Source organism: Mesorhizobium sp. RCAM 05099, from assembly GCF_059683685.1.
In genome coordinates, this window is the sequence record NZ_CM185035.1 from 3,251,200 (window position 1) to 3,272,901 (window position 21,702).

At 64.2% G+C, this 21,702-nt stretch carries 15 protein-coding genes, 2 tRNA genes and 1 pseudogene; 6 read left to right on the forward strand and 12 right to left on the reverse strand.

Annotation, left to right across the window (positions count from 1 at the left end; all coding sequences use genetic code 11):
- Positions 1 to 80: 80 nt before the first annotated feature.
- The 10 genes and pseudogenes from AC56QQ_RS15965 to AC56QQ_RS16010 form a co-directional block, all read right to left on the reverse strand.
- Positions 81 to 1,076 (reverse strand): lipid A biosynthesis lauroyl acyltransferase, encoded by a 996-nt coding sequence (locus tag AC56QQ_RS15965; protein ID WP_497128502.1) that lies wholly within the window; start codon positions 1,074 to 1,076, stop codon positions 81 to 83.
- Positions 1,077 to 1,080: 4 nt separating this feature from the next.
- Positions 1,081 to 2,108, reverse strand: a pseudogene (locus AC56QQ_RS15970) (zinc-binding dehydrogenase).
- A 36-nt stretch (positions 2,109 to 2,144) separates the two neighbouring features.
- Complete coding sequence (locus AC56QQ_RS15975; RefSeq protein ID WP_497128504.1) at positions 2,145 to 3,422, reverse strand: beta-ketoacyl-ACP synthase; 1,278 nt, start codon at positions 3,420 to 3,422, stop codon at positions 2,145 to 2,147.
- Positions 3,423 to 3,472: 50 nt separating this feature from the next.
- Positions 3,473 to 4,663, reverse strand: a complete 1,191-nt coding sequence (locus AC56QQ_RS15980) for a beta-ketoacyl-ACP synthase (protein WP_497128506.1) — start codon at positions 4,661 to 4,663, stop codon at positions 3,473 to 3,475.
- A 54-nt stretch (positions 4,664 to 4,717) separates the two neighbouring features.
- A complete protein-coding gene (locus AC56QQ_RS15985) occupies positions 4,718 to 4,999 on the reverse strand; it encodes an acyl carrier protein (RefSeq protein WP_006335407.1) in 282 nt (93 codons plus the stop codon).
- 232 nt (positions 5,000 to 5,231) lie between these two features.
- On the reverse strand, positions 5,232 to 6,374 hold the full coding sequence (locus AC56QQ_RS15990) for a slipin family protein (RefSeq protein WP_497128508.1): 1,143 nt from the start codon (positions 6,372 to 6,374) through the stop codon (positions 5,232 to 5,234).
- Positions 6,375 to 6,733: 359 nt separating this feature from the next.
- A tRNA-Asn gene (locus AC56QQ_RS15995) sits at positions 6,734 to 6,803 on the reverse strand.
- A 2-nt stretch (positions 6,804 to 6,805) separates the two neighbouring features.
- Positions 6,806 to 6,875, reverse strand: a tRNA-OTHER gene (locus AC56QQ_RS16000).
- 212 nt (positions 6,876 to 7,087) lie between these two features.
- On the reverse strand, positions 7,088 to 7,636 hold the full coding sequence (locus AC56QQ_RS16005; RefSeq protein ID WP_489861884.1) for a histidine phosphatase family protein: 549 nt from the start codon (positions 7,634 to 7,636) through the stop codon (positions 7,088 to 7,090).
- 97 nt (positions 7,637 to 7,733) lie between these two features.
- The gene (locus AC56QQ_RS16010) at positions 7,734 to 10,754 is read right to left on the reverse strand and encodes a caspase family protein (protein ID WP_497128510.1); all 3,021 of its coding nucleotides are present in this window, start codon (positions 10,752 to 10,754) and stop codon (positions 7,734 to 7,736) included.
- 145 nt (positions 10,755 to 10,899) lie between these two features.
- Here AC56QQ_RS16010 and AC56QQ_RS16015 point away from each other — a divergent pair, with 145 nt between their 5' ends.
- From AC56QQ_RS16015 to AC56QQ_RS16025, 3 genes are all read left to right on the forward strand, one after another.
- Positions 10,900 to 11,850 (forward strand): AEC family transporter, encoded by a 951-nt coding sequence (locus AC56QQ_RS16015; protein ID WP_269907926.1) that lies wholly within the window; start codon positions 10,900 to 10,902, stop codon positions 11,848 to 11,850.
- Between the two features lie 222 nt (positions 11,851 to 12,072).
- Complete coding sequence (locus AC56QQ_RS16020) at positions 12,073 to 13,530, forward strand: NAD-dependent succinate-semialdehyde dehydrogenase (RefSeq protein ID WP_497128512.1); 1,458 nt, start codon at positions 12,073 to 12,075, stop codon at positions 13,528 to 13,530.
- Between the two features lie 92 nt (positions 13,531 to 13,622).
- The gene (locus AC56QQ_RS16025; protein ID WP_497128514.1) at positions 13,623 to 14,645 is read left to right on the forward strand and encodes an aldose epimerase family protein; all 1,023 of its coding nucleotides are present in this window, start codon (positions 13,623 to 13,625) and stop codon (positions 14,643 to 14,645) included.
- Positions 14,646 to 14,647: 2 nt separating this feature from the next.
- On the opposite strand, the gene AC56QQ_RS16030 is transcribed toward AC56QQ_RS16025, so the two are convergent.
- Positions 14,648 to 15,568, reverse strand: coding sequence for a sugar kinase (locus AC56QQ_RS16030; RefSeq protein WP_497128516.1), 921 nt, complete (start codon positions 15,566 to 15,568; stop codon positions 14,648 to 14,650).
- Positions 15,569 to 15,719: 151 nt separating this feature from the next.
- Here AC56QQ_RS16030 and AC56QQ_RS16035 point away from each other — a divergent pair, with 151 nt between their 5' ends.
- Positions 15,720 to 16,169 carry a FixH family protein gene (locus AC56QQ_RS16035; protein WP_497128518.1) on the forward strand — a complete coding sequence of 150 codons (450 nt, stop codon included), beginning with the start codon at positions 15,720 to 15,722 and terminating at the stop codon, positions 16,167 to 16,169.
- A 7-nt stretch (positions 16,170 to 16,176) separates the two neighbouring features.
- On the forward strand, positions 16,177 to 17,376 hold the full coding sequence (locus AC56QQ_RS16040) for a cytochrome-c peroxidase (RefSeq protein WP_497128520.1): 1,200 nt from the start codon (positions 16,177 to 16,179) through the stop codon (positions 17,374 to 17,376).
- 98 nt (positions 17,377 to 17,474) lie between these two features.
- Here the strand turns inward: AC56QQ_RS16040 and AC56QQ_RS16045 are convergent, their stop codons facing one another.
- Positions 17,475 to 17,927, reverse strand: coding sequence for an Lrp/AsnC family transcriptional regulator (locus tag AC56QQ_RS16045; RefSeq protein WP_497128522.1), 453 nt, complete (start codon positions 17,925 to 17,927; stop codon positions 17,475 to 17,477).
- 163 nt (positions 17,928 to 18,090) lie between these two features.
- On the opposite strand from AC56QQ_RS16045, the gene putA reads away from it, so the two are divergent.
- Positions 18,091 to 21,702 carry a bifunctional proline dehydrogenase/L-glutamate gamma-semialdehyde dehydrogenase PutA gene (gene putA, locus AC56QQ_RS16050; RefSeq protein ID WP_497128524.1) on the forward strand — a complete coding sequence of 1,204 codons (3,612 nt, stop codon included), beginning with the start codon at positions 18,091 to 18,093 and terminating at the stop codon, positions 21,700 to 21,702.

Below are 21,702 nucleotides of genomic sequence, written 5' to 3' on the forward strand. Positions count from 1 at the left end.
ATTCCCTGACCAGTGAAGCTACGAATGTCAGTATCGGATCATCGGGGTGGTGCATGGCTGGCATACCCTGATGATCGATCTCAGGCATCCGCGACCGGCGCTTTTGCCTGCGGGGGACGCTTTCCGCGCCTGCCGCTGATCTCCCACCTCTTGTGGAACCACATCCACTGACCAGGGTCTTCGCGCACCCAGCGTTCGACCACGTCGTTGAGAAGCTGGGTGGTGGCGTGGACGTCCACGCTGCCGTCGGCGGTGCGCGGCAATGCCAGTTTGTCCTCGATCTCCAGCCGGAAGCGGTTGCCTGGCAGCCTGACGCAGCGTGCCGGATAGACGTCGCAGTCGTAGTGACGGGCGAGGGTGCCCAGCACCCGGTTGCTCTGGCAGGGACGGCCGAAGAATGTCGTGTCCAGGCCATTGGAGAATTTCTGGTCGACAAGGACGCCGATATTGCCGCCGTTTTCCAGCACCCCCGCCAACGCAAACGAAGCGCCGGCCATCGACGGCAGCAGCGCTCCCATGGTCGAGCGGCGCGTCGAAAGGATATAGTCGGCAAGGTAGGGGTTGTTGGGCGGGCGAAACAGCGCCGTGATGTTCATGCCGAAGGTCGCCGCGGCCACCGGCAGCAGTTCGAAATTGCCGAGATGGCCGGTGAAGACGATATGCGGCTGCTTTTCGGCCGCGATCTCGGTGAAGTGCTCTACTCCCTTGACCTCGACGCGGCCGGGCTTGGTGGCGGCCGGGTCATAGTCGAACAGGGCATCGAGGAAGATATACTCGGCGGCGAGCCGGGCCATGTTGCCCCACATGTCGGAGGCGATGGCCTGGATCTCGTCTTCGCTCTTTTCCGGATAAGCCTTGCGCAGATTGTCGACGGCGACCTGATGACGCCCTACCTTGGGGCCGATAAGGCGCGCCACGCGATCGGCGAAATTCAGCGCACTGTCGGCCGGCAGCAGGCGCAGTATCGAGATGATCAGCATCGCCGCGCGTGCAACCAGCCAGTAATTCAACTGGCGCAACTGCCTGCCGTAACGATATCTCAAGTCCCGGCGAAGCTTCTTGAACACAGAGGTCAAGGCTTTAGCCGACGCGCAGAATGATCTTGCCGAACACGTCGCGGCCTTCCATGCGCTTCAGCGCGGCATCGATGTCGTCGAAGCCGACTTCGGTGTCGATGACCGGCGCGACCTGTCCAGCCGCCATTTTCTGCATGGCGTTGGCCATGTTCTCCATGCGGCAGCCGAAGGATCCGAGCAGTTTCAATTGCTGCTGGAAGAGCTGCATCAGGTTGATCTGCGTCGACACGCCCGAGGTCGAGCCGCAGGTAACCAGGCGGCCGCCGCGCTTCAGGCACAGCATCGAGGCGGCAAAGGTGTCGGCGCCGACATGTTCGAAGACGACATCGACGCCCTTCTTCTTGGTCAGCTTGCGTACGACGCCTTCGAAACGGTCCTCCCGGTAGTTGATCACGTGGTCGGCGCCGAGCGCCTCGGCCTTGTCGATCTTGTCGTTCGAGCCGACAGTGGTGATGATCGTGCAGCCCATCCGCTTCGCCAGCTGGATGGCCGCCGAGCCGATGCCGGATCCGCCGGCATGGACAAGGATCGTCTCGCCGGGCTGAAGCCGGCATTGTCGAACAGCATGTGCTCGACCGTGCCGAAGGTGACGGGCGCCACCGCGGCGCCGATATCGGTCACGCCGGGCGGCGCGGGGACGAGCAGGCGCGCCGGCAGGTTGATCTTTTCCTGCGCGAAGCCGTCGAGATGGAAGCCGTGAACGCCCGAAACATGTTCGCACAGATTGTCGCGGCCTTCGCGACAGGCCCGGCACAGGCCGCAGGTGCGGGCGCCATAGATCGACACCAATTGCCCGGGCAGGAGGCCGGAAACGCCAGGACCGACCGCCTCGACCTCACCGGAGGCCTCGGCGCCGATGACCAGCGGCAGCTTGCGCTTGGCGAAAGCCATGCCGCGCCAGCCCCAGACATCGATGTGGTTCAGCGCCACCGCCTTGATGCGCAGCGTGACTTCGCCGAGTGCGGGCGGTGGCGGGGGCGGCAGGTCCACCGTTTCAAGGCGGCGGTCCTCGATGAGTTGCAGTGCGCGCATGGAGCCCGTCGGTTCTGTTGAGCGGAAAGCGCTCGCTTAGACCGGTTCCCGCGCCATGACAAGGCAAGTGTTCTGGCCGCCAAAGCCGAAGGAGTTCGACAGGACAGTGCGAACCTCGGCGTTGCGCTTCTTGTTCGGCACCACGTCGAGCACGATCGCCGGGTCAGGATTGTCGTAGTTGATGGTCGGCGGAATGACGCTTTCGCGCATGGTCATCAGCGAGAACGCGGCCTCGACAGCTCCGGCCGCCGACAGCGTGTGGCCGATCATCGACTTGTTCGACGAAACCGGCATGGAGCTTATGCGCTCGCCGAACACGGTCGACAGCGCCAGATGTTCCATCTTGTCGTTCTCCGGTGTCGACGTGCCATGGGCGTTGACATAGTCGATCTCGTCCTCACCCAGGCCGGCATCGGCGAGCGCGGCGCGAACCGCGGCGATGGCCGGCGAAGCGTCCGGCTTCGAGCGGGTGCGGTGGAAGTCGTCGGCCTTCTCGCCGCAACCGCCCAGGATGCCGAGGACAGTCGCGCCGCGAGCCAATGCAGCCTCGAGCGATTCCAACACCAGCGCCCCGGATCCCTCGGCCAACACGAAGCCGTCGCGATCCCCGGAGAAAGGCTTCGATGCCTTTTCGGGGATGTCGTTGTGCGTGGACAGCGCCGAAAGCAATGAGAAACGGATCAATGCCTCGGCGGTCGCGGAACCGTCGGCGCCGATCGACAGCGCACGGTCGCATTCGCCGCGTCGGATCGCCTCGACACCGAGCTGGATCGCGGTGGCACCCGAAGCGCAAGCCGTCGACAGCGTGATCGGCAGACCGCGTGTGCCGAGGCGGTCGGCAAGGCGGTCGGCGATCGAACCGAACTGGGTGGTCTCGAAAATATCCAGCTCTTTCAGGCTGCGCGCCACCCGAAGCAGTCTTTCGGCGGCGGTGTCATCCTTGTCCTTGTCGGAATTGTAGAGCGAGAAGCGCTCGGCCCAGTCGAGTTCGACCGGCGGCGATGCGAGGAAGAGCGGCCCGCCGAAATCGCTGGAATCAAGACCGGCTTCGGCCACCGCTTCCAGGCCCGCGAGCTCGGCCAGCTCGTAGGTGAGTGGGCTAGCACCTTTCGAACTCGACGCCAGGAAATCGACCATGCCGGAGATGCGGGTGTTCAGTTGATCGATGGGAAAGCGGGTGATCGGGTGAATGCCCGACTTGCCCGAAGTCAGCGCCGCCCAATTGTCGGTTTTGCCGACACCAAGGGAGGTCACCACGCCGATGCCGGTGACGGCGACGATCGGCCTGCCCATGTGATCGTTCAGTTTGGCCATCCGGTAGCCCTCGAGCGTTATCGTTGCAGCATGGTGCGTGGAGCGCCGCCTTAGGCGGCGGTGACCAGCGCCATGCCCTCGAATTGGTGATAGCCGATCGCCGTTGCAAGGACGGTTGCGGGAATGCCTTCGAACGGCTTCTCGGCAGTGGCATCAAAAACAGGGTAAGCGGCCTTGCGGTCGACAGCCAGTGCAGCCAGCGCCACGGCGAAAGGAAACTGCGCTTCCTTCATATGTCCGGTCAGCGTCGAGAAGCCGCGCACGGCGATCGCCGGATTGGCATCGAGCGCTGTTTTTTCCGCGGTGGTTGCCGCATGAGCGCCCGACGCGCCTGAGATGGCAAGCAGTTTGCCGTTCGGCAATGCCACCTGCTTGAGCAACGCGGCGATCTCGGCGTCAAGTTCTCCCTGCCGCCGTCTGGCGCGGCCGGAGACGATCGGCCCGAGTTCGGCATAGATCTTGCGCCCCCGGCTTGTCGCGTGTTCCCGCTGTTCGAGAACCAGGAAGGCACCGCCCGATCCGGTGACGACGCCGCCACCCTCAGCACCCTGTCTTTGCCATACTGGTTTCCAGGGGCCGCGATGCAGGTAGCCGGCGAGCTCGTAGCCGAGCAGCATGTCGGAATGTTCGGTCTGGAAGGCGCCGCCGACCAGGATGTGCGTCGACTGGCCGGAGCGGATGCGCGCGGCGGCCGTCTCGACGGCGGCAACGCCTGCACCTTCTTCGCCCATGAAGGTCCGCGACGACCCCGTCACCTTGTGGACGATGGAGATATTGCCGGCCAGCAGGTTGGAGAGCTGGGCCGGGAACAGCGTCGGCCGCAGTTCGGTGGTCAGCTTCTCGTTGAGCAGCACGTCGCGGTCGTTGCGGCTTTCCGAAGCGGCGAGAATGGCGGCATCGACCGCCTCGTCGCGCTCGCCACCGCCGGCGGCCACCACCATGTCCATGGTCGCGCAGAGCTCGTCATTGCCCTTGATGCCGGCATCGTCCAGCGCAAGTCCTGCAGCATAGGTGCCGAGCCTCTGCCATGTTTCCATCTGGCGCTGGTCGCCGCGCTTGGCGATCTGCAGGTTCCAGTCGATCTCGGGCAGCGGATGGACGGTGTAGGGCGCGAACCGCGCGGTTTCGAGCACCGGCTCCAGGCCCGGTTGCGCGAGCTTGTGCCAGTGCGCATCCGAGCCCTCTCCCAGCGAGGAGACAAGGCCAATGCCTGATATGACGACGTCGTGGGGGCTGCTCATGGGCGGCTTTGTGGGTCAGGCGGTGGAGCGCGTCAAGATCGCGCTCAGCTGACGTCAGGCGTTCTTGGCGGCGACCAGCGCGTCGATCTTGGCGCACAGGTTCTTCATGACGAAGTAGTCGTCGGTCGAAGCCTTGCCGTCATTGACCTCCTGCGTCCACTTTTCCAGCGGCACCTTGATGCCGAATTCCTTGTCGATGGCGAAGACGATGTCGAGGAAATCGAGGCTATCGATACCGAGATCGTCGATCGTGTGGCTCTCGGGGGTGATGGTGTCGATATCGATCTCGCTGGTATCGGCAATGATCTTGGCGACTTTGTCGAACGTGGTGGACAACGGCTTTTCCTTTGGTTGCGGGCGGAATCTGTCCGCATGTGTTTGGGCGCTGTCTAATCGGTTTTTCCCGGCAGGAAAAGGCCCGATGCGCCGGGCGCAGATGGGAAGCCTGCTCTGCAAAGGCAAGAAGGGCCGCCGGCAGGCCCGGCGGCCCTTCCCATTGACGTGACGTCAGTCTTTTTTCGATGCATGTCGTTTTCCCAAAGCCGGAACCACTTTTGGGCGACATCCATCAGCTGTCGCGGAGCTTGACGAGGTCGTTCAGCAGTCCGCCCGTTCCGTTGTGGACGGTCAGCCGCTCGACCTTGCCGGCGATGGTCTCCAGAGCCTCGAGCTCCTTCAGGCGCAGCATCACCGGGTTCTCCGCCATCACCCTGGCCGTGTTGAGCAGGGAACGCGTGGCGTTCGTCTCCTCGCGGCGGCGGATGATGTTGGCCTCGGCCTGCTTTTCGGCCGACACCACCTGGTTGAGGATCTCGCGCATCTCGCCCGGCAGGATGACATCCTTGAGCGCGATATCGCTGACCTCGACCCCGATCTCGGCCATATCGGTGCGGACCTTGCCGGCGGCCTCCTCGTCGATCGTCACCTTCTTTTCAAGGATCTGGTCGAGCGTCAGCGCGCCCAGCGTCTTGCGAAAGGCGTACTGGAGGGCGCGGTAAAGAGCTTCGGAGAAGTCCTTCACAGCGCTCACCGCCTTGACCGGGTCGATAACCCGGTATTCGGCGGCAATGTTGACGCGGATCGTGACGCGATCCTTGGTCAGCACTTCCTGCCCGGCGACGTCGAGCGACTGGCGCTTGAGGTCGACGACCTTGATCTGCACCATGCGCCCGACGTTCCAGAAGCCATGCACGCCCGCGGCAAGCGTCCGCACGAGGACACCGTCGATGAAGAGCAGCCCGGCTTGACCGTCGACGACCGGATGGACGGACATCAACTCCGTCTTCCGGGCCTGGCCAAGCCGACGCATGACCGCTGGATCGATGGCGAGATCGGCGGATGTGTCGATCATCGTCACCTTCCACGGCCCGGCATCCGTCCACAGCACGAGCTTGCGGTCCGGCGCCAGCACGGCATGCAGGTTGCCGTCCCGCTCGATGACGGCGACGTCCGTGCGCCCGGTGCGAACGACGGTGAAATGACGCGCGGCCACATCGGGTAGCTTGTCGAACAATGCCTTCTCGTACGCCGAAACGAATTCCGGGTTCTTCAGATCGTGCCGGGACACTTCAAGGCTTCCGCGCCGGTTGGCGAGCCAATGTTCGCCCGGCATCAGGACGGCCTTGATCTCACCCTTGTAGAGGGTGAGGGCACGTTCGTTTTCCCTTACGAGGACGCGCTCGCGTCCAAGAACCTTATCGAGAACAGTCATTGTCTTACTCCTGTCGGGCATGGCCCCATGCGAGGCGTCAAGTCATGCGTCGATCTTCCCTTTCGTTTTTCGTTCATGTCGTCACAGTCCGGGCACGAATGATCCGGGGACTGGTGGCATCAATCCGTGGCGGACCTTCGGGAGCGGATCACGAGGCAGCGAAGCGGGCGCCGAAGGCCTTGGCCTCCCTTGCCGGCGACGCTGCGCCTTGATCGTCACCGCGGGCCTGGCCGCGAGCCGATGGCGTCAGACTTTCAGGACTGTCCGCGCCCGAGGGCTTGGGCTGTCCGTCAGGTCTTTCGCATTCCAGTCCCCGGACCGTTTTCAGATAACACCTGGCAGGGTGCTGGCTTATCAGGCCAATGGAGAAGGAATCGAACCTTCGACAGTCAGATCAACAATCTGATGCTCTAACCAAACTGAGCTATCCGTGGTGGGTGGAGGGACTCGAACCCCCGACCTCCGGACCCAAATCCGGCGCTCTTCCGCTGAGCTACACCCCAATCCCAATCCCCAAAGCGGCGCCGTATACAGGGCGGCAATGCCGCCTGCACGGGCGGAGACGAAAGCTCCAGCCGTTGTGCTCGCTTCGGTTCTCGTGACCGGGAGCGCGCCTATAGCCCCTGCGACGGGTTGTCGCAAGCGGCATTGTCGTGGCCAAATCTCGGCTTCATTCAGAGGTGGCAATTCGGCAACACTGGCGATGCCGGCCTTCAGAATGTCACGCGGCCGAGTACGCGCAGGCCATCGCCTTGCGGCTCGACGATCACCGCTTCGCCCTCGCGCGGCGCGACGCCGGTCAGCGCCACGATATTTTCGAGATGAGTGACCATGACCAGATTGTCGGAGCCGGAATAGCCGCGGATCTCTGTCATGATGGCCGTGATCTGGGCGGCTTTCTCCTTCTCGTCGGTTTTCAGGAGATCAAGCGGCGCGAACGGCTTCGGCTCGGCCTCGAAGGCGATGCGGGCAGTGTCGAGGCACCGGCAATAGCGACTGGACAACACGCGATCGATGGGCGCTGCACGGGCGGCAAACAAGGCGCCGATCTTGCTCGCCTGCTGCTTGCCGCGTGCCGACAGGTTGACCTGGGTGGCGCAGCTGCCGATGTCGAAATTGGCCGGATCGGTGGTGCCGGTGACCATGGCATGACGAAGCAGCACGACATGGCCGCCGTCACGCAGCAAAGCCCAGCCGGCATCCGTCGCACTGGCTGCCGTGGGCACGGCGAGCAGAAGCAAAGCCAGCACAAATCGAATCATCGGCTATCCTTCTGCGGTTCCCGGCAATGGGTTCCGGTGGCAGGACATATAGGGACGGCAAAGCCGGACGAAAGACAAGGCGCGGTCGGCGGGAGCCCTACTTCTTGGCCATCTGCTTCTTCACCAGATCGATCTTCTGGTCGGTGAGCGGGATGGGAATCGTGTAGCCGGCTTCGGTGAAACCCTGCTTCGCGCTCTCGAAGAACTCGATCGCCTTCTGATATTCGGCCTTGCCGCCGCCATAGCTGGCGCGGTTCCAGTGGATGTCGCCGAGATTGTTCTGTTCGAAGGCCCACTGCATGGGCTGGCTTTCCCTAGTGAAAACCTTCAGCGCCGCCATGAAGGCGGCCTCGGCATCGCCAAGATATTTGTCGGTCCGTTCGAGATTGCCAAGATTGAGCAAGCTCATGCCGATGCCGTTCTGGGCGTTGGCCCAGTCGATGGGCGCAGCCTCAAGGGTCAGCACTTCAAGCGCCGCCTGACGCGCCGCGACGGAATCGGCCAGGGTCTTGGGATCGGCATTGCTCATGCTTAGCCAGTGCAGCGCCGAGCCGAGGCCCGCCTCGCACAGCGCCCATTGCCGCGGGTTCGTCTCTCGCTTGTATTCACGCAAGGCATCGCGATAGGCGGTGGCCGCCTCGCTGTAACGTTCCGGTTTGTCCGTCAGGCCGCCAAGAAGCTGCAGCGTGTTGCCGAGATTGTAGTGGCTCATTGCCCAGTCGAGGGGGAATGCCCTTCTGGTGTAAACCCGGCGGGCCGCCTGAAATGCGGCTACCGACTCTTCGAGCCTGGCCGGGTCGCGGGTGCGCTGGCCCAGCGTCTGGTAGATCGAACCGAGATTGTTCTGGGCCGACGCCCAGTCCATCGGAAAACGCTGCCGGGTGAACACCGTCAATGCGTCGCCATAGGCAACCGCGGCCTCCTCGAGCGCTCCGGTGCCCATGTCGAAGCGGGCGACACCGCTGAGCGCATTGCCGAGGTTGAGCCGGCTGGTCGCCCACGACACCGGGAAGGTTTCCCTGGTTCGCACCTGAAGCGCGGCGCGGAAGGCGTCGGCCGCCTCGTTGATCTTCGCCTTGTCGTTGAGCTGAATGCCGAGCGACACAAGCGTGTTGCCGAGATTGTTCTCGACCATCGCCCACTCCACCGGCGCCTTTTCGCGCGTGTATTCCTCAAGCGCCAGCCGGTAGGCCGCTTCCGCTTGTGTCAGATGCTCGCCGGCGGGCTCACGCTCGGAAAGCGCGTACAGCGCGATACCGAGATTCATCTGCGATGCCGCCCAGTCGAGTGGCACCTTGTCGCGGGGCCGCTTCTCCAGCGTGGCCCGCATTGCCGTCACCGCTTCATTCAATCGCTTCGGGTCGCTCTGCCGTTCGCCGAGCTTCAACAGCACATTGGCCAGGTTGTTCTGTGCGGCGGCCCAGTTGAGGTCGTCCTTCTCGCGTTCGAAGACGACAAGCGAATCGCGAAAGATCCGAGCCGCTTCTTCGAGATGCGCCGTTTCGGTCTCGCGCTCGCCGATCGTCTGCAGCACCACCGCCATGTTGTTGCGGGTGATCGCCCAGTCGCGGTTCTGTTCGCCATTGGGAATGAAGTTCAGGATGATGCGGTAGGCGTCGATGGAACGCTGCAGCGCATCCAGGTCGCCGGTCGCATAGCCATAAGCGTTCAGCGCCTCGGCTTCCTGGTTCTTGTAGTTCCAGCGCAGCTTGTCATCCCACTTCTCGACCAGCGAAAACGCCTTGGCGTAGTCATTGGCGGCGGGTTGGTAGTCGAAGGCCAGCGCCGAGGCATCCGCCCGCCTGGCGTAGATCGCGGCATCGGCAAGGCGCTTCCGCTTGACCAACTCCTCGGCCTCGTCGACCGCGTTGCCGGTCTGCTCGACCCGGCCGACGGCCTCATCGAGGAATTTGCGCGCCGTCGCGATCGCGCCCTGGCCGATGGCCTTGTCGGCGGAGGCAACCAGGCGCTTGATCTCCGGATCGTCGGTGCGCAGCGCGGCGCGCTCGGACATCATCTTCTTCAAGCGCTCGGCCTGGGCGTCCAGCAGCTTTTGCAGATCGGTCGGATCCTCCGGCATCTTCTCGTTGCCGAGCGCCTTGAGCACGCCATAGAGTGCGTCGAGCGGCACGCCGTCCTGCAGCGAGGCCAGCTCCACCTGCGCCCGTTTCGGGCCGGGCAGGTCGGAAATGGTCAACAGCAGCTGCCGCCTTTCGCCGGTGATCAGCCCGTCGTCGCCTGTCGGTTCGGGTGGCGCGATGCCGAAATAGAGCAGCCGGCGCAGGCTCTCATTAACCCAAGGACGCTGCTTTGCCTTGGTGTCGAGATAGACTTCCTCCGTCACCATGCGCATGACCGAGCCGAATTCCGTGCCCTTCATCGCCGCGAGATGGCGCAGCAGCGCCGCCGCGTAGGGGCTGTTCTCGCCGGCGGCGCCATCGAGCGCCGGGCGTCCCGGCTCCGCGGCAAAGCCGACCACGGTGCCAAGGCTTTCGTCCGTCGCCGGCGTGTTGCCGAGGGCCTTGGCGCCGCGCACCGGCTCCAGTCCGCCTGCACCAATGGGCGAAGCCGAAGCGGTCGGTGCGCGCCGTACCTGGGCATCCGGCGGAAACGGATTGGTGCGACAGGCATCGAGCAGCATGATCGTCACCGGCACGGTCTTTTTCAACGCGTCCATGACGATGGAAATTGGCACCAGCGCCTGGTCGGCGTCCTTCAGCGATGAAACGTCGGCATCGACCGGCACCAGATAGTTCTCGCCGCCGGCCTCGATGCCGTGGCCGGAATAATAGATGAAGGCGACGTCGGCGCCTTCGGCATCCTCCGTGAAACGTTCCAGGTCGCGCTTCAGCTTCGCGGCATCTCGATCGGTGACGCTGCGGGCGTCGAAGCCGAGATCGGTCAGCATCTTGGCCATGTCGCGGGCGTCATTGGCCGGGTTGGGAAGCGCGGCGATGTGTTCGTATTTCGACTGGCCGATGATCAGCGCCACGCCCTTGAGGTTCTTCGTCTCGGCGGCCTGAAGCGTCGTCGCGGCAAGGCAAAACAGCACGGCGACGAAAGCCGTCAGCCACGTCCGATGGAAAAGATGCTGTTTTGAAGTTTCGACAAACGTCATTTGTCGTTTCGTGTCCGCCCTGAAGATCGCAAGCCCTCTATAACGCTGCCAGTCTACCATGATCAAATTCGGGCATGATCAAATTCGGGCGCGATCAAATTCGGGCGCGATTGCGCCGCGACCGTGGCTCGCCTATCCCTGAAAAATGTCTCCGCTCACCGAAACCGTCCTCTTTGTCTTCAGCCTTGTGGCGCTCGGCTATCTCGCCGGGTTTACCGGCTATCTGAAGCCGGCGAGCGGCGAGGGGATAGCCGATTTCGCGGTCAGCGTGGCGATGCCGCTGCTGTTGTTCCAGACGATGGTGACGTCCGATTTCCACGGCGTGGCGCCGTGGCCCCTGTGGGGTGCGTATTTCACGGCAGTGGCAATCACCTGGGCCGCCGGCCATTTCGTCACCACGAGGATATTCGGACGGGATGCACGCGCCGGCGTGGTCGGTGGCGTGTCGTCGGCCTACTCCAATGTCGTCCTGCTGGGCGCTCCCTTCATTCTTGGCATATTCGGCCCGAGCGGCTTCGAAGTGCTGTCGCTGCTGGTCTCCGTGCACTTGCCGATCATGATGATGGCCTCGATCGTCCTGTTCGAGATGTTCGGCCGGAGCGGCGGCGAACCAGTGCATCCGCTGCGCATCATCCGGAGTTTCCTGAGGCGGCTGTTCATCAATCCGCTGATCATCGGCATTCTGGCGGGGCTTGCATGGCGCCTCGGCGGCGCGCCGCTGCCGGACCTCGTCATGCGGCTCGTCAATGCGCTGGCCGATACAGCCGGGCCGGTGGCGCTGTTCGCCATGGGGCTCAGCCTGCGTCGCTTCGGCGTTTCCGGCAATGTCCGGCCTGCGCTGGCACTTTCGGCGCTGAAGCTGTTCCTGATGCCGGCGCTGGTCCTCGCGCTTGTCTGGTTGCTCGGCCTGCCGCCGTTGACGGCCAAGGTGGCCGTCGTGGTTGCAGCACTGCCGTCGGGCGTCAATTCGTATCTCATCGCCGTCCAGTTCAACACCGGGCAGGCGCTGGCGTCCAACCAGATGACCATCGCCACGGCCTGCGCCGTCGTCACCACAGCCTTCTGGCTGACGGTGGTCGTGCACGTCTTCGGCTAGGGTATGTCGATATTCAGGTGATGCCGGCCCGCGAACGGCATAACATAGGTCGGCCTGCTCTCGTCTCGCGCTGGCCCAACCCCTATATGCCATCTTGCGATTGCTTGCGGGCCTTGCCCTAGGTAAAGAGCAGTGGCTCCGGCGTGCCGGCTTCCATGGCCCAGCGCACGCCCAGCGCAGAATTCACAGACCGGCCCTTCAGCGCCGAACGGAGGATAGACCATGCTTCAGAAAACCAGCCATTTCATGCGGCAGGCCAATCTCATCAACGGCGAATGGGTGCAGGCCGACAGCGGCCAGACGGTCGATGTCAACAACCCGGCCACCGGGCTCAAGATCGGCACCGTGCCGAAGTCGGGCAAGGCCGAGACCCGCCGCGCCATCGAGGCGGCCGAAGCCGCCTTCAAGTCATGGCGCAAGACGACCGCGCTCGAGCGCTCGAAGCTGCTGCGCAAGCTGCATGACGCGATGATGGACAATCAGGACGTGCTGGCCGAACTCTTGACCATCGAGCAGGGCAAGTCGCTGTTCGAATCCAAGGGCGAGATCGGCTCGGCCGCGGCCTACATCCTGTGGTTCGCCGAAGAGGGCCGCCGCACCTATGGCGACGTCGTGCCCTCGCCATGGGCGGACCGCCGCATCCTGGTGACCAAGGAGCCGGTCGGCGTCATCGCCGCCATCACGCCGTGGAACTTCCCGTCCTCGATGCTGGCCCGCAAGCTCGGGCCGGCTCTCGCCGCCGGCTGCACCGCCGTGGTCAAGCCGGCCTCGCAGACGCCGTACTCGGGTCTCGCCCGGGGCGCGCTCGCCGAGGAAGTCGGTTTCCCCAAGGGTGTCATCAACATCCTGACCGGTGCCGCCGGCGAGATCGGCGACGAGATCTGCGCCAACCCGCTGGTCAAGAAGATCACCTTCACCGGGTCGACCGAGGTCGGCAAGATCCTGATCCAGAAGTCTTCCGTCACCGTCAAGAAGGTCTCGATGGAGCTCGGCGGCAACGCGCCGTTCATCGTCTTCGATGACGCCAACCTCGAGCGCGCCATCGCTGGTGCAATCACCGCCAAATACCGCAACTCAGGCCAGACCTGCGTCTGCACCAACCGCTTCCTGGTTCAGGCCGGCGTCTATGACAAATTTGTCGAAGGGCTTGCAGCGGCCAGCAACGGGCTGAAGGTCGGTTCCGGCCTTGAGGATGGCGTGCAGCAGGGACCGCTGATCGACGTGAAGGCGGTCGAGAAGGTCGAGGAACTGATCGCCGACGCCACCGCCAAGGGCGGCAAGGTCGTCGCCGGCGGCAAGCGCCACGCGCTCGGCGGTTCGTTCTTCCAGCCGACGGTCATCGCCAACGCGACGCCCAAGATGCGCTTCATGAAGGAAGAGATCTTTGGCCCGGTCGCGCCGGTGTTCAAGTTCGAGACGGAAGAGGAAGCCATTACGCTCGCCAACGACACCGAATTCGGCCTCGCCTGTTATTTCTACACTGGCGATCTCGGCCGCGCCTTCCGCGTCATGGAGGGGCTGAAATACGGCATGGTCGGCGTCAATGAAGGCCTCATCACCACACCGGAAGCGCCGTTCGGCGGCGTCAAGGAATCCGGCCTCGGCAAGGAAGGCGGACATCAGGGCATCGAGGACTACCTCGACACCAAATATGTCTGCATCGGCGGCCTCGGCCTCTGATAGACTATCGCTGAGGCGGGCAGGCCTACGACCTGCCTGCCCAGGATCTGAAAACCAGCCGAAATCCTCTGGATCAACTGACGTTTGCGGGCATGGCGATGAAGGATGGCGAGGTTTTCGGCACGACGCAGGCAGGCGAGCCGGTGCGTCGCTTCACCATCAGGGGCGGCGGTCTCACCGCCAACATCATCGGGCTCGGTGCGATCATCCAGGATTTGCGGCTGACCGGGCACGATGCGCCGCTGGTGCTCGGCTATGATCGCCTGGAAGCGTACGAGACGGATACGGCCTTCTTCGGAGCTGTCGTCGGCCGCTATGCCAACCGCATCCGCGACGGCCGTTTCACCATCGCCGGCAAGCGCTACCAGACCGAACGAAATTTCCTTGACAAGCACACGCTGCATGGCGGCTCGCAAGGCTATTTCCACCGGCCGTGGGCAGTTTCGCTGCATGGCAGGGATTTCGTCACGCTGACCCTGCACGATCCCGACGGCACGATGGGTTTTCCCGCCGCGCTCGACGTCACCTGCACCTACCGGCTGAAGATCCCCGGCACGCTGAGCGTCGAACTGACCGCCACCTGCGAGGAGCCGACGCTGTGCAATCTCACCCAGCATTCCTATTTCAACCTCGATGATGGCGGCGCCGGCGACATTCTCGATCACAGGATGATGCTGAATGCCGGTGCCTATCTGCCGGTTGACGGCGACATGATCCCGACCGGCGTGGTCAAGCCGGTTGACGGCACGCCCTTCGATTTCCGCCAGGCACGGCCGCTGCGCATGGAGACCGAGGGCGAGCAACTGCCTTACGACCAGAATTTCTGCCTTGCCTCGACGCGCGGACCGCTTCGGCAGGCCGCGTGGGTGCAAGCAGCGAACTCCGGTGTCGAGATGGAGGTCTGGACCACGGAGCCCGGCATCCAGCTCTATACCGGCCAGTACGTGACACCGCGCGCGGGGTTGGAAGGGCGGGCCTACAAGGCTTTTTGCGGCTTCTGCCTGGAGCCGCAGGTATGGCCGGATGCACCGAACCGGCCGTATTTTCCGCAGGCGACACTGTGGCCCGGCGAGGCCTATCACCACGTGACGGAATATCGCTTCCGTCTGCCTTGATCTTAGCCCTCGAACGCCGCCCGCAGCGTCTCGAACGGCGCCAGCGCGCCGCGAACCTGTACCACGGCGGCGGCGACGCGATGGGCGCGGCGTGCGGCTTCCAACGGGTCATGGCCGGCAAGACGGGCCGCAAGATAGCCGCCATTGAAGGAATCACCGGCGCCCGTCGTATCGACGGGCGTGGCGACATGGATTGCGGGGACTTCGCGCAGCGTTCCGTTTGCGGTGATCAGCGCCGGCGCTTCGCCATTCTTGACGACGACTTCGCCGACCAGTTTTCCGATCCGCGCGGCGGTCGCCTGCGGCGCCTTGTCATCAAACAGCATCTGCTCGTCGAGGAAGGTCGGCAAGGCGATGTCGGTGACGGCAAGCGCTTCGACGATCGCCGCTTGCGCATCCTGGCGCCCGCGCCAGAGCCGTGGCCGGTAGTTTGGATCGAAGGCGACAGTCGAGCCAGCCGCCCGCGCCTTGGCCACGGCCGCCAGCAATGCGGCGCGCGCGGCATCGTCCAGAATTGCCAAGGTGATTCCAGAAAAGTAGACAAGCGATTGATTTTCAAGGTTTTTCGATAGTGCTGTTGGATCCGAGGCGAGCTGCCGGGCGGCGGCATCGCTGCGCCAGTAGGTGAAGGAGCGCTCGGCGCCGTTCAGCGTGATCGCGTAGAGGCCGGGCCGTGCCCCCGGTATGACCGGGCTGGAACCGATGCCGATGCCGTTTTCGGCGAAGAAGGCGATCTGGCCTTGCGAGAAGGGATCATCGCCGAAGGCCGAGACATAGGTTGCCGGCCGATCGCCACTCAACGCATGCAGCGCCCACAGCGTGTTGAACGTGTCGCCGGCAAAGCCCATGCGCCAGTTCGGGCCCGTCTGACCCGACAGTTCGAGCATGCATTCGCCGATCGAGGCAACGCCGTTTCCCGCCATGCACAGTCCTCCAGTGACTCCGGTGCTGTAGCTTTTTGCCACCGACAGCGCCATGCTTGGCAAGCGGGCTTTTTTCCGCCACAGCGTTTTCCCACAGGCTGGCGGGATGTGATCCGCCTGGCAGAACGTTGTCTGCAGAAGAGGAACCGGTTTGGCATCGATATGGCGTTATCTTCTGGCAGGTCTGGGTCTGGCTGCTTTGCTGGCTTGCATTCTCGCTGTGGTCTACCTGACGGCGCCGCGATCGTCGCAGCCTGCCGGTCCGGATGTCTCGCGGACGAAGCCGACCGACAACGGGCTGTTCGTGGCAAGCTTCGCGCCGGAGCGCGGCGTTGTGCGACTGGGCGAACTGGAATCCTGGCTGCTGACCCTGAAGACAAAGGCTGGAGCGCCGGTGGAAGGCGCGGCGATCGCGATCTCCGGTGGCATGCCGCAGCACAATCACGGCCTGCCGACCAGCCCACAGGCGACCGACTATCTTGGCGATGGACGCTATCGGATCGAGGGGCTGAAATTCACGATGAGCGGCTGGTGGCAACTGCATTTCGCCATCTCGGCCACCGCCGGTTCCGACACGGTGCTGTTCAACGTGGTGCTGTGAGCGGCCAATGAAGCGCCTTTCATGTGTTCTGGCGCTGATGGTGGCCGTCATGCTTGCCGGCTGCGGCAAGCCGGATTTTTCCGACGCCGAGAAGCAGACCATCGCTTCGCTGGCGTTGTCGAGGCTGCCGCCGCTCAAACCCGACACCACCAACCGTTTCGCCGATGTGCCGGCGGCCGCGGCACTTGGCTCGACGCTGTTCTTCGACCTGGGGATGAGCCGCGACGGCACCGTGTCGTGCTCGACCTGCCACAAGATCGACCGCCAGTTCCAGGACGACCTGCCGCAAGCGGTGGGCGTCGGCCACACCAACCGGCGCACGATGCCGCTGGCCGGCGTGGCGCGCGATCCGTGGTTCTTCTGGGATGGCCGTCGCGACAGCCTGTGGGCGCAAGCGCTGACGCCGCTCGAAAACCCGCTGGAGCAGGCGGGAAACCGCGCCGCCTACGCGCATTACATCAAGGCGCGCTTCGGCGAGCGCTATGAGCGCATCTTCGGGCCGCTGCCGGATCTTTCCGCCATGCCATTGAATGCCAGCCCGCTTGGAACCGATGCCGAGAAGGCTGCACGGAACGCGATGAGCGGAGCGCAACGCGACGCGATCAACGGCGTCTATGCCAATATCGGCAAGGCGATCGCCGCTTTCGAACGCTCGATCGAACCGACGCCGACGCGCTTCGACCGCTTTGCGCTGGACCTTAGCACCGGAGCCGAACCGAAAGGCGATGCCGTCTTTTCCAAGGATGAAGTCCTTGGGCTGAAACTGTTCATCGGCAAGGCCAATTGCGTGAGCTGTCACAACGGTCCGCGCTTCACCGACAACGGTTTCCACAACACCGGCGTACCCCCCGTCGTGGGCCTGCCGCCGGATCGCGGACGCATCGATGCGGTACGCCAGGTCGAGGCCGATCCGTTCAACTGCTTCGGCGCCTTCCGTGATGGCGACGTCAGTGCCTGCGGTGAACTGCGCTTCGTGGTCAAGTCCGCACCGGAACTCATCCGTGCTTACAAGACGCCCTCGTTGCGCGGCGCGGCAACGCGGCCGCCCTACATGCATGCCGGGCAGTTTTCCTCGCTCGACGAGGTGGTGGCGCATTACGCCAAGGCTGCCCCGAGTGTCGAAGGCGTGTCGGAGGTCCATCCGCTGGAGCTTTCAGACCGTGAACGCGGGGCGCTGGTGGCCTTCCTGAAAACGTTGTCCGAGTGAGTCTGGTCCATCCCGATAGTGTCGGGATGGGGCTCTATTTTCTTTTTGTTTGACCATGATCTAGTCCGAAAACCGGCTTCCACTTTTCGGGATCATGGTCATCGGTCCTTGACCGTCTCCATCGCCACGAAAGTCGAGGTCTGGGCGACATGGGGCAGGGCAGAGATGCGCTCGCCCAGCACGCGCCGATAGGCGGCGATGTCCCTGGTGCGGACTTTCAGGAGGTAGTCGAAGCTCGATGCCATCATATGGCACTGCTCGATCTCCGGTACGGCCTGCACGGACCGATTGAAGGCGTCGAGCGCGGCGGAACGGGTATCGGACAATTTCACCTGGACGAAGGCGACATGGCCTTCGCCCATGCGCTCACGGTCGATGATCGCCTGGTAGCCCCTGATGAAGCCGTCCTTCTCCAGCCGTTTGACCCGCGCCTGTACCGGCGTCTTCGACAGGCCGACCTTTGCCGACAGTTCGGACATCGAAAGCCGGCCATCGCTTGCCAATGCCGACAAGATATTCCGGTCGATGCGGTCCAATTGGTCTTCTATCATCGAAATCGCAGTCCATTCTCCTACTTTAAGACGATATGATAGATAGAATGACCTGCCATGTCGATTTCTTTGGACCGGCTGAAATTTCGGAGCTGTGCTAGCTTGCGCCATTCGGTCCGGTGACCGCCGGCCCCATCCCCTTTGCTCGATCCACGGGACAGCCATGCCAGCGCTCGATGCCATCCGCCAGCAGATCCGCGCCAACTATTTGCCCGACGAAGACGGGGCCGTGAAGCGGCTGGCCGAGGCCACAGAGCTATCGGCGAAGGACCGCAAGGCTATCTCGGCCCGTGCCGCCGACCTGGTGCGTGCGGTGCGCGGCTCTTCCGATCCCCGGCTGATGGAAGTGTTCCTTTCCGCCTACGGCCTTTCCACCAAGGAGGGCGTGGCGCTGATGTGCCTGGCCGAGGCGCTGTTGCGCGTGCCGGACACCGAGACGATGGACGATCTCATCGCCGACAAGATCGCGCCGCACGACTGGTCGGCGCATTCCGGCGGTTCGAGCTCGATCTTCGTCAACGCCTCGACCTGGGCGCTGATGCTGACTGGGCGTGTCCTGGATGAGGGCGAGGGCGGCATCGAAGGCACACTGCGTTCGATGGTGCGGCGGTTGGGCGAGCCGGTCATCCGCAAGGCGGTGGCCGCCGCCATGCGCGAGATGGGCGAACAGTTCGTGCTCGGCCGCACCATCGCGGAAGCCGTCAAGCGCGGCCGGCCGATGACGCAGAAGGGTTATCTCTATTCCTTCGACATGCTGGGCGAGGCGGCCCGCACCGAGGCCGACGCGCTTCGCTATCACAAGGCCTATGCCGACGCCATTTCCTCGCTTGATGCCGGCTCCAACGGCCCGGACATCCGCCAGAACCACGGCATCTCGGTCAAGCTTTCGGCGCTGCATCCGCGCTACGAGGTGGCGCAGAAGGAGGAGATGCTGCCGGTCATGGCCGAGCGGCTGCTGTCGCTGGCGCTCGCAGCTAGACATTCGCGCATGGGCCTCAACATCGACGCCGAGGAGGCCGACCGCCTCGATCTGTCGCTGGACGTCATCGAGCGGGTGCTGGCCGAGCCGGAACTGGCCGGCTGGAATGGTTTTGGGGTTGTCGTCCAGGCCTATGGGCCGCGCGCGGCCTTTGCCATCGACTGGCTCTACGCGCTGGCCAAGAAGTATGACCGCAACATCATGGTGCGGCTGGTCAAGGGCGCCTATTGGGATACCGAGATCAAGCGCGCGCAGACACTTGGGCTCACGGGCTATCCGGTCTTCACCCGCAAGGCCAACACCGACGTTTCCTACATAGCCTGTGCGAAGAAGCTGCTGTCGATGACCGACCGCATCTATCCGCAATTCGCCACCCACAACGCCCACACCGTCGCCGCCATCCTGTCGATGGCTGGTAATCGCGACTCCTTCGAGTTCCAGCGCCTGCATGGCATGGGCGAAGCGCTGCACGAGACGGTGCGGCAGGCAGAAGGCACACGCTGCCGCATCTATGCCCCGGTCGGCGCGCATTCGGACCTGCTTGCCTATCTGGTCCGCCGGCTGCTGGAAAACGGCGCCAATTCCTCCTTCGTGCATCAGCTGACTGACGAAGACGTCGAGCCGGAGGATATCGCCCGCGATCCGCTCGAGACGGTCGAGAACCAGGGTCCGGCCGCCAATCCGGCGATTGCCCGGCCTTCCCAGATCTTCGGCACCGGCCGTCGCAACTCGAAGGGTTTTGACATCACCGACACGGTGACGCTGGCGGCGATCGACAAGGCCAAGGCGGCGTTCGCTGGCCGCGATCGCTGGCATGCCAAGCCGATCACGCGGGCGGCCGGCTACGGCAAGCAGCGCCCGATCGTCAATCCGGCAAAGCCTGACGAAGTGGTTGGCACGGTCAGCGAGGCCGCCGCCAAGCAGGTGGCGACAGCCGTGCGCTTCGCCGTGGAAGCGCAGCCGGCCTGGGCAAAACGCCCGGTTTCCGAGCGCGCTGCCATCCTCAACCGCGCCGCCGATCTTTATGAGGCGAATGCCGTCGAGTTTTTCGCGCTCGCCACCCGCGAGGCCGGAAAATCGCTGGCCGACGGCGTCGCCGAGGTGCGCGAGGCGGTGGACTTCCTGCGCTACTACGCCACCGAGGCGGCCAATGCCGAGACGGGCACGCAAGCGCGCGGCGCCATCGTCTGCATTTCGCCGTGGAATTTCCCGCTCGCCATCTTCACCGGCCAGGTCGCGGCGGCGCTCGTCACCGGCAATTCGGTCATCGCCAAGCCGGCCGAGCAGACGCCGCTGATTGCCTTCCGCGCCGTCGAACTGCTGCGCGAGGCCGGCGTGCCGGAAGACGTCATCCAGCTTCTGCCCGGCGATGGCCCGTCGGTCGGTGCGCCGCTCACCGCCGATCCGCGCATTGCCGGCGTCTGCTTCACCGGTTCGACTGAGGTCGCGAAGCTGATCGAAAAGCAACTGGCGGAAACCGCTGCGCCCGATGCCATGCTGATCGCCGAGACCGGTGGATTGAATGCGATGATCGTCGATTCCACCGCGCTGCCTGAGCAAGCGGTGCGCGACATCCTCGCCTCGGCCTTCCAGAGCGCCGGCCAGCGCTGCTCGGCGCTACGCGTGCTCTATGTGCAGAAGGATGTCGAGAAGAAGATGCTGGAGATGCTGAAGGGCGCCATGGAAGCGCTCAGCATCGGCGATCCCCGGCATATCTCAACCGATGTCGGCCCGGTCATCGATGACGAGGCGCAAAGCTCGATCCGCGACTACTGCACCAAAATGGGGCTGCAGGGCCGGCTGATCGCCAAGCTGGAAGCACCGAAGGATGGGCGCTTCGTCGCGCCGCATGTCTTCCGGGTCAAGGGCATCGAGGAAATGGAGCGCGAGGTGTTCGGGCCGGTGCTGCATGTCGCGACGTTCGATGCCGACCAGATCGACGCGGTGATCGCCGCCATCAACCGCAAGGGCTATGGCCTGACCTTCGGCCTGCACACCCGCATCGAGGGCCGCGTGCAGCATTTCGTCGACGGCATCCATGCCGGCAACATCTATGTCAACCGCAACCAGATCGGCGCCGTCGTCGGGTCGCAGCCGTTTGGCGGCGAGGGGCTGTCCGGCACCGGGCCGAAGGCCGGTGGCCCGCACTATCTCCGCCGCTTCCGAAAAGGGCCGGAGGCCGGCACGGATCTCGCCGAGGGCCACAAGGTGACGGCAACGGAACTCGCCGACAATCTGCCCGATCCCGCGCTTGGCGGCTGGTCGACGCGGCCCGACCGGGTCGCCATCCTGAGGAAGCATCTGCGTGGCAAGGGCGCGGCGGCCATCGGTGCCGCCGCCGGCATCGATTTCGGCCAGGTCGACCTGCCCGGGCCGACCGGCGAGGCCAACACGTTGTCGCTGTCGCCGCGCGGACGGGTGCTGTGTCTCGGTCCCGATGCCGACACGCTGCTGGCGCAGACCATCCAGGCGCTCGCCGCCGGCAATGCGGTGCTTGCGGTGGCGCCGGGCGCACCGGCGGCACTCTCCGCATTGACCGGCAAGGGCCTGCCCCTGGCGGCCATCGACGGCCGCCCGGATCCGGTCGAAGCGCGTTCGCTGCGTGTCGATGTTGTTGCTTTCTCGGGCACGCCCGAGGCCGCACGCATCGTGCGCAAGGTGATTGCCGATCGCGCGGGACCGATCGTGCCGCTGGTCAGCGAGGTGCTCAATCCCGCCGCCTATGCGCATGAACGCGCCGTTTGCGTCGACACCACGGCAGCCGGCGGCAATGCGAGCCTGCTGGCGAGCGCTTGA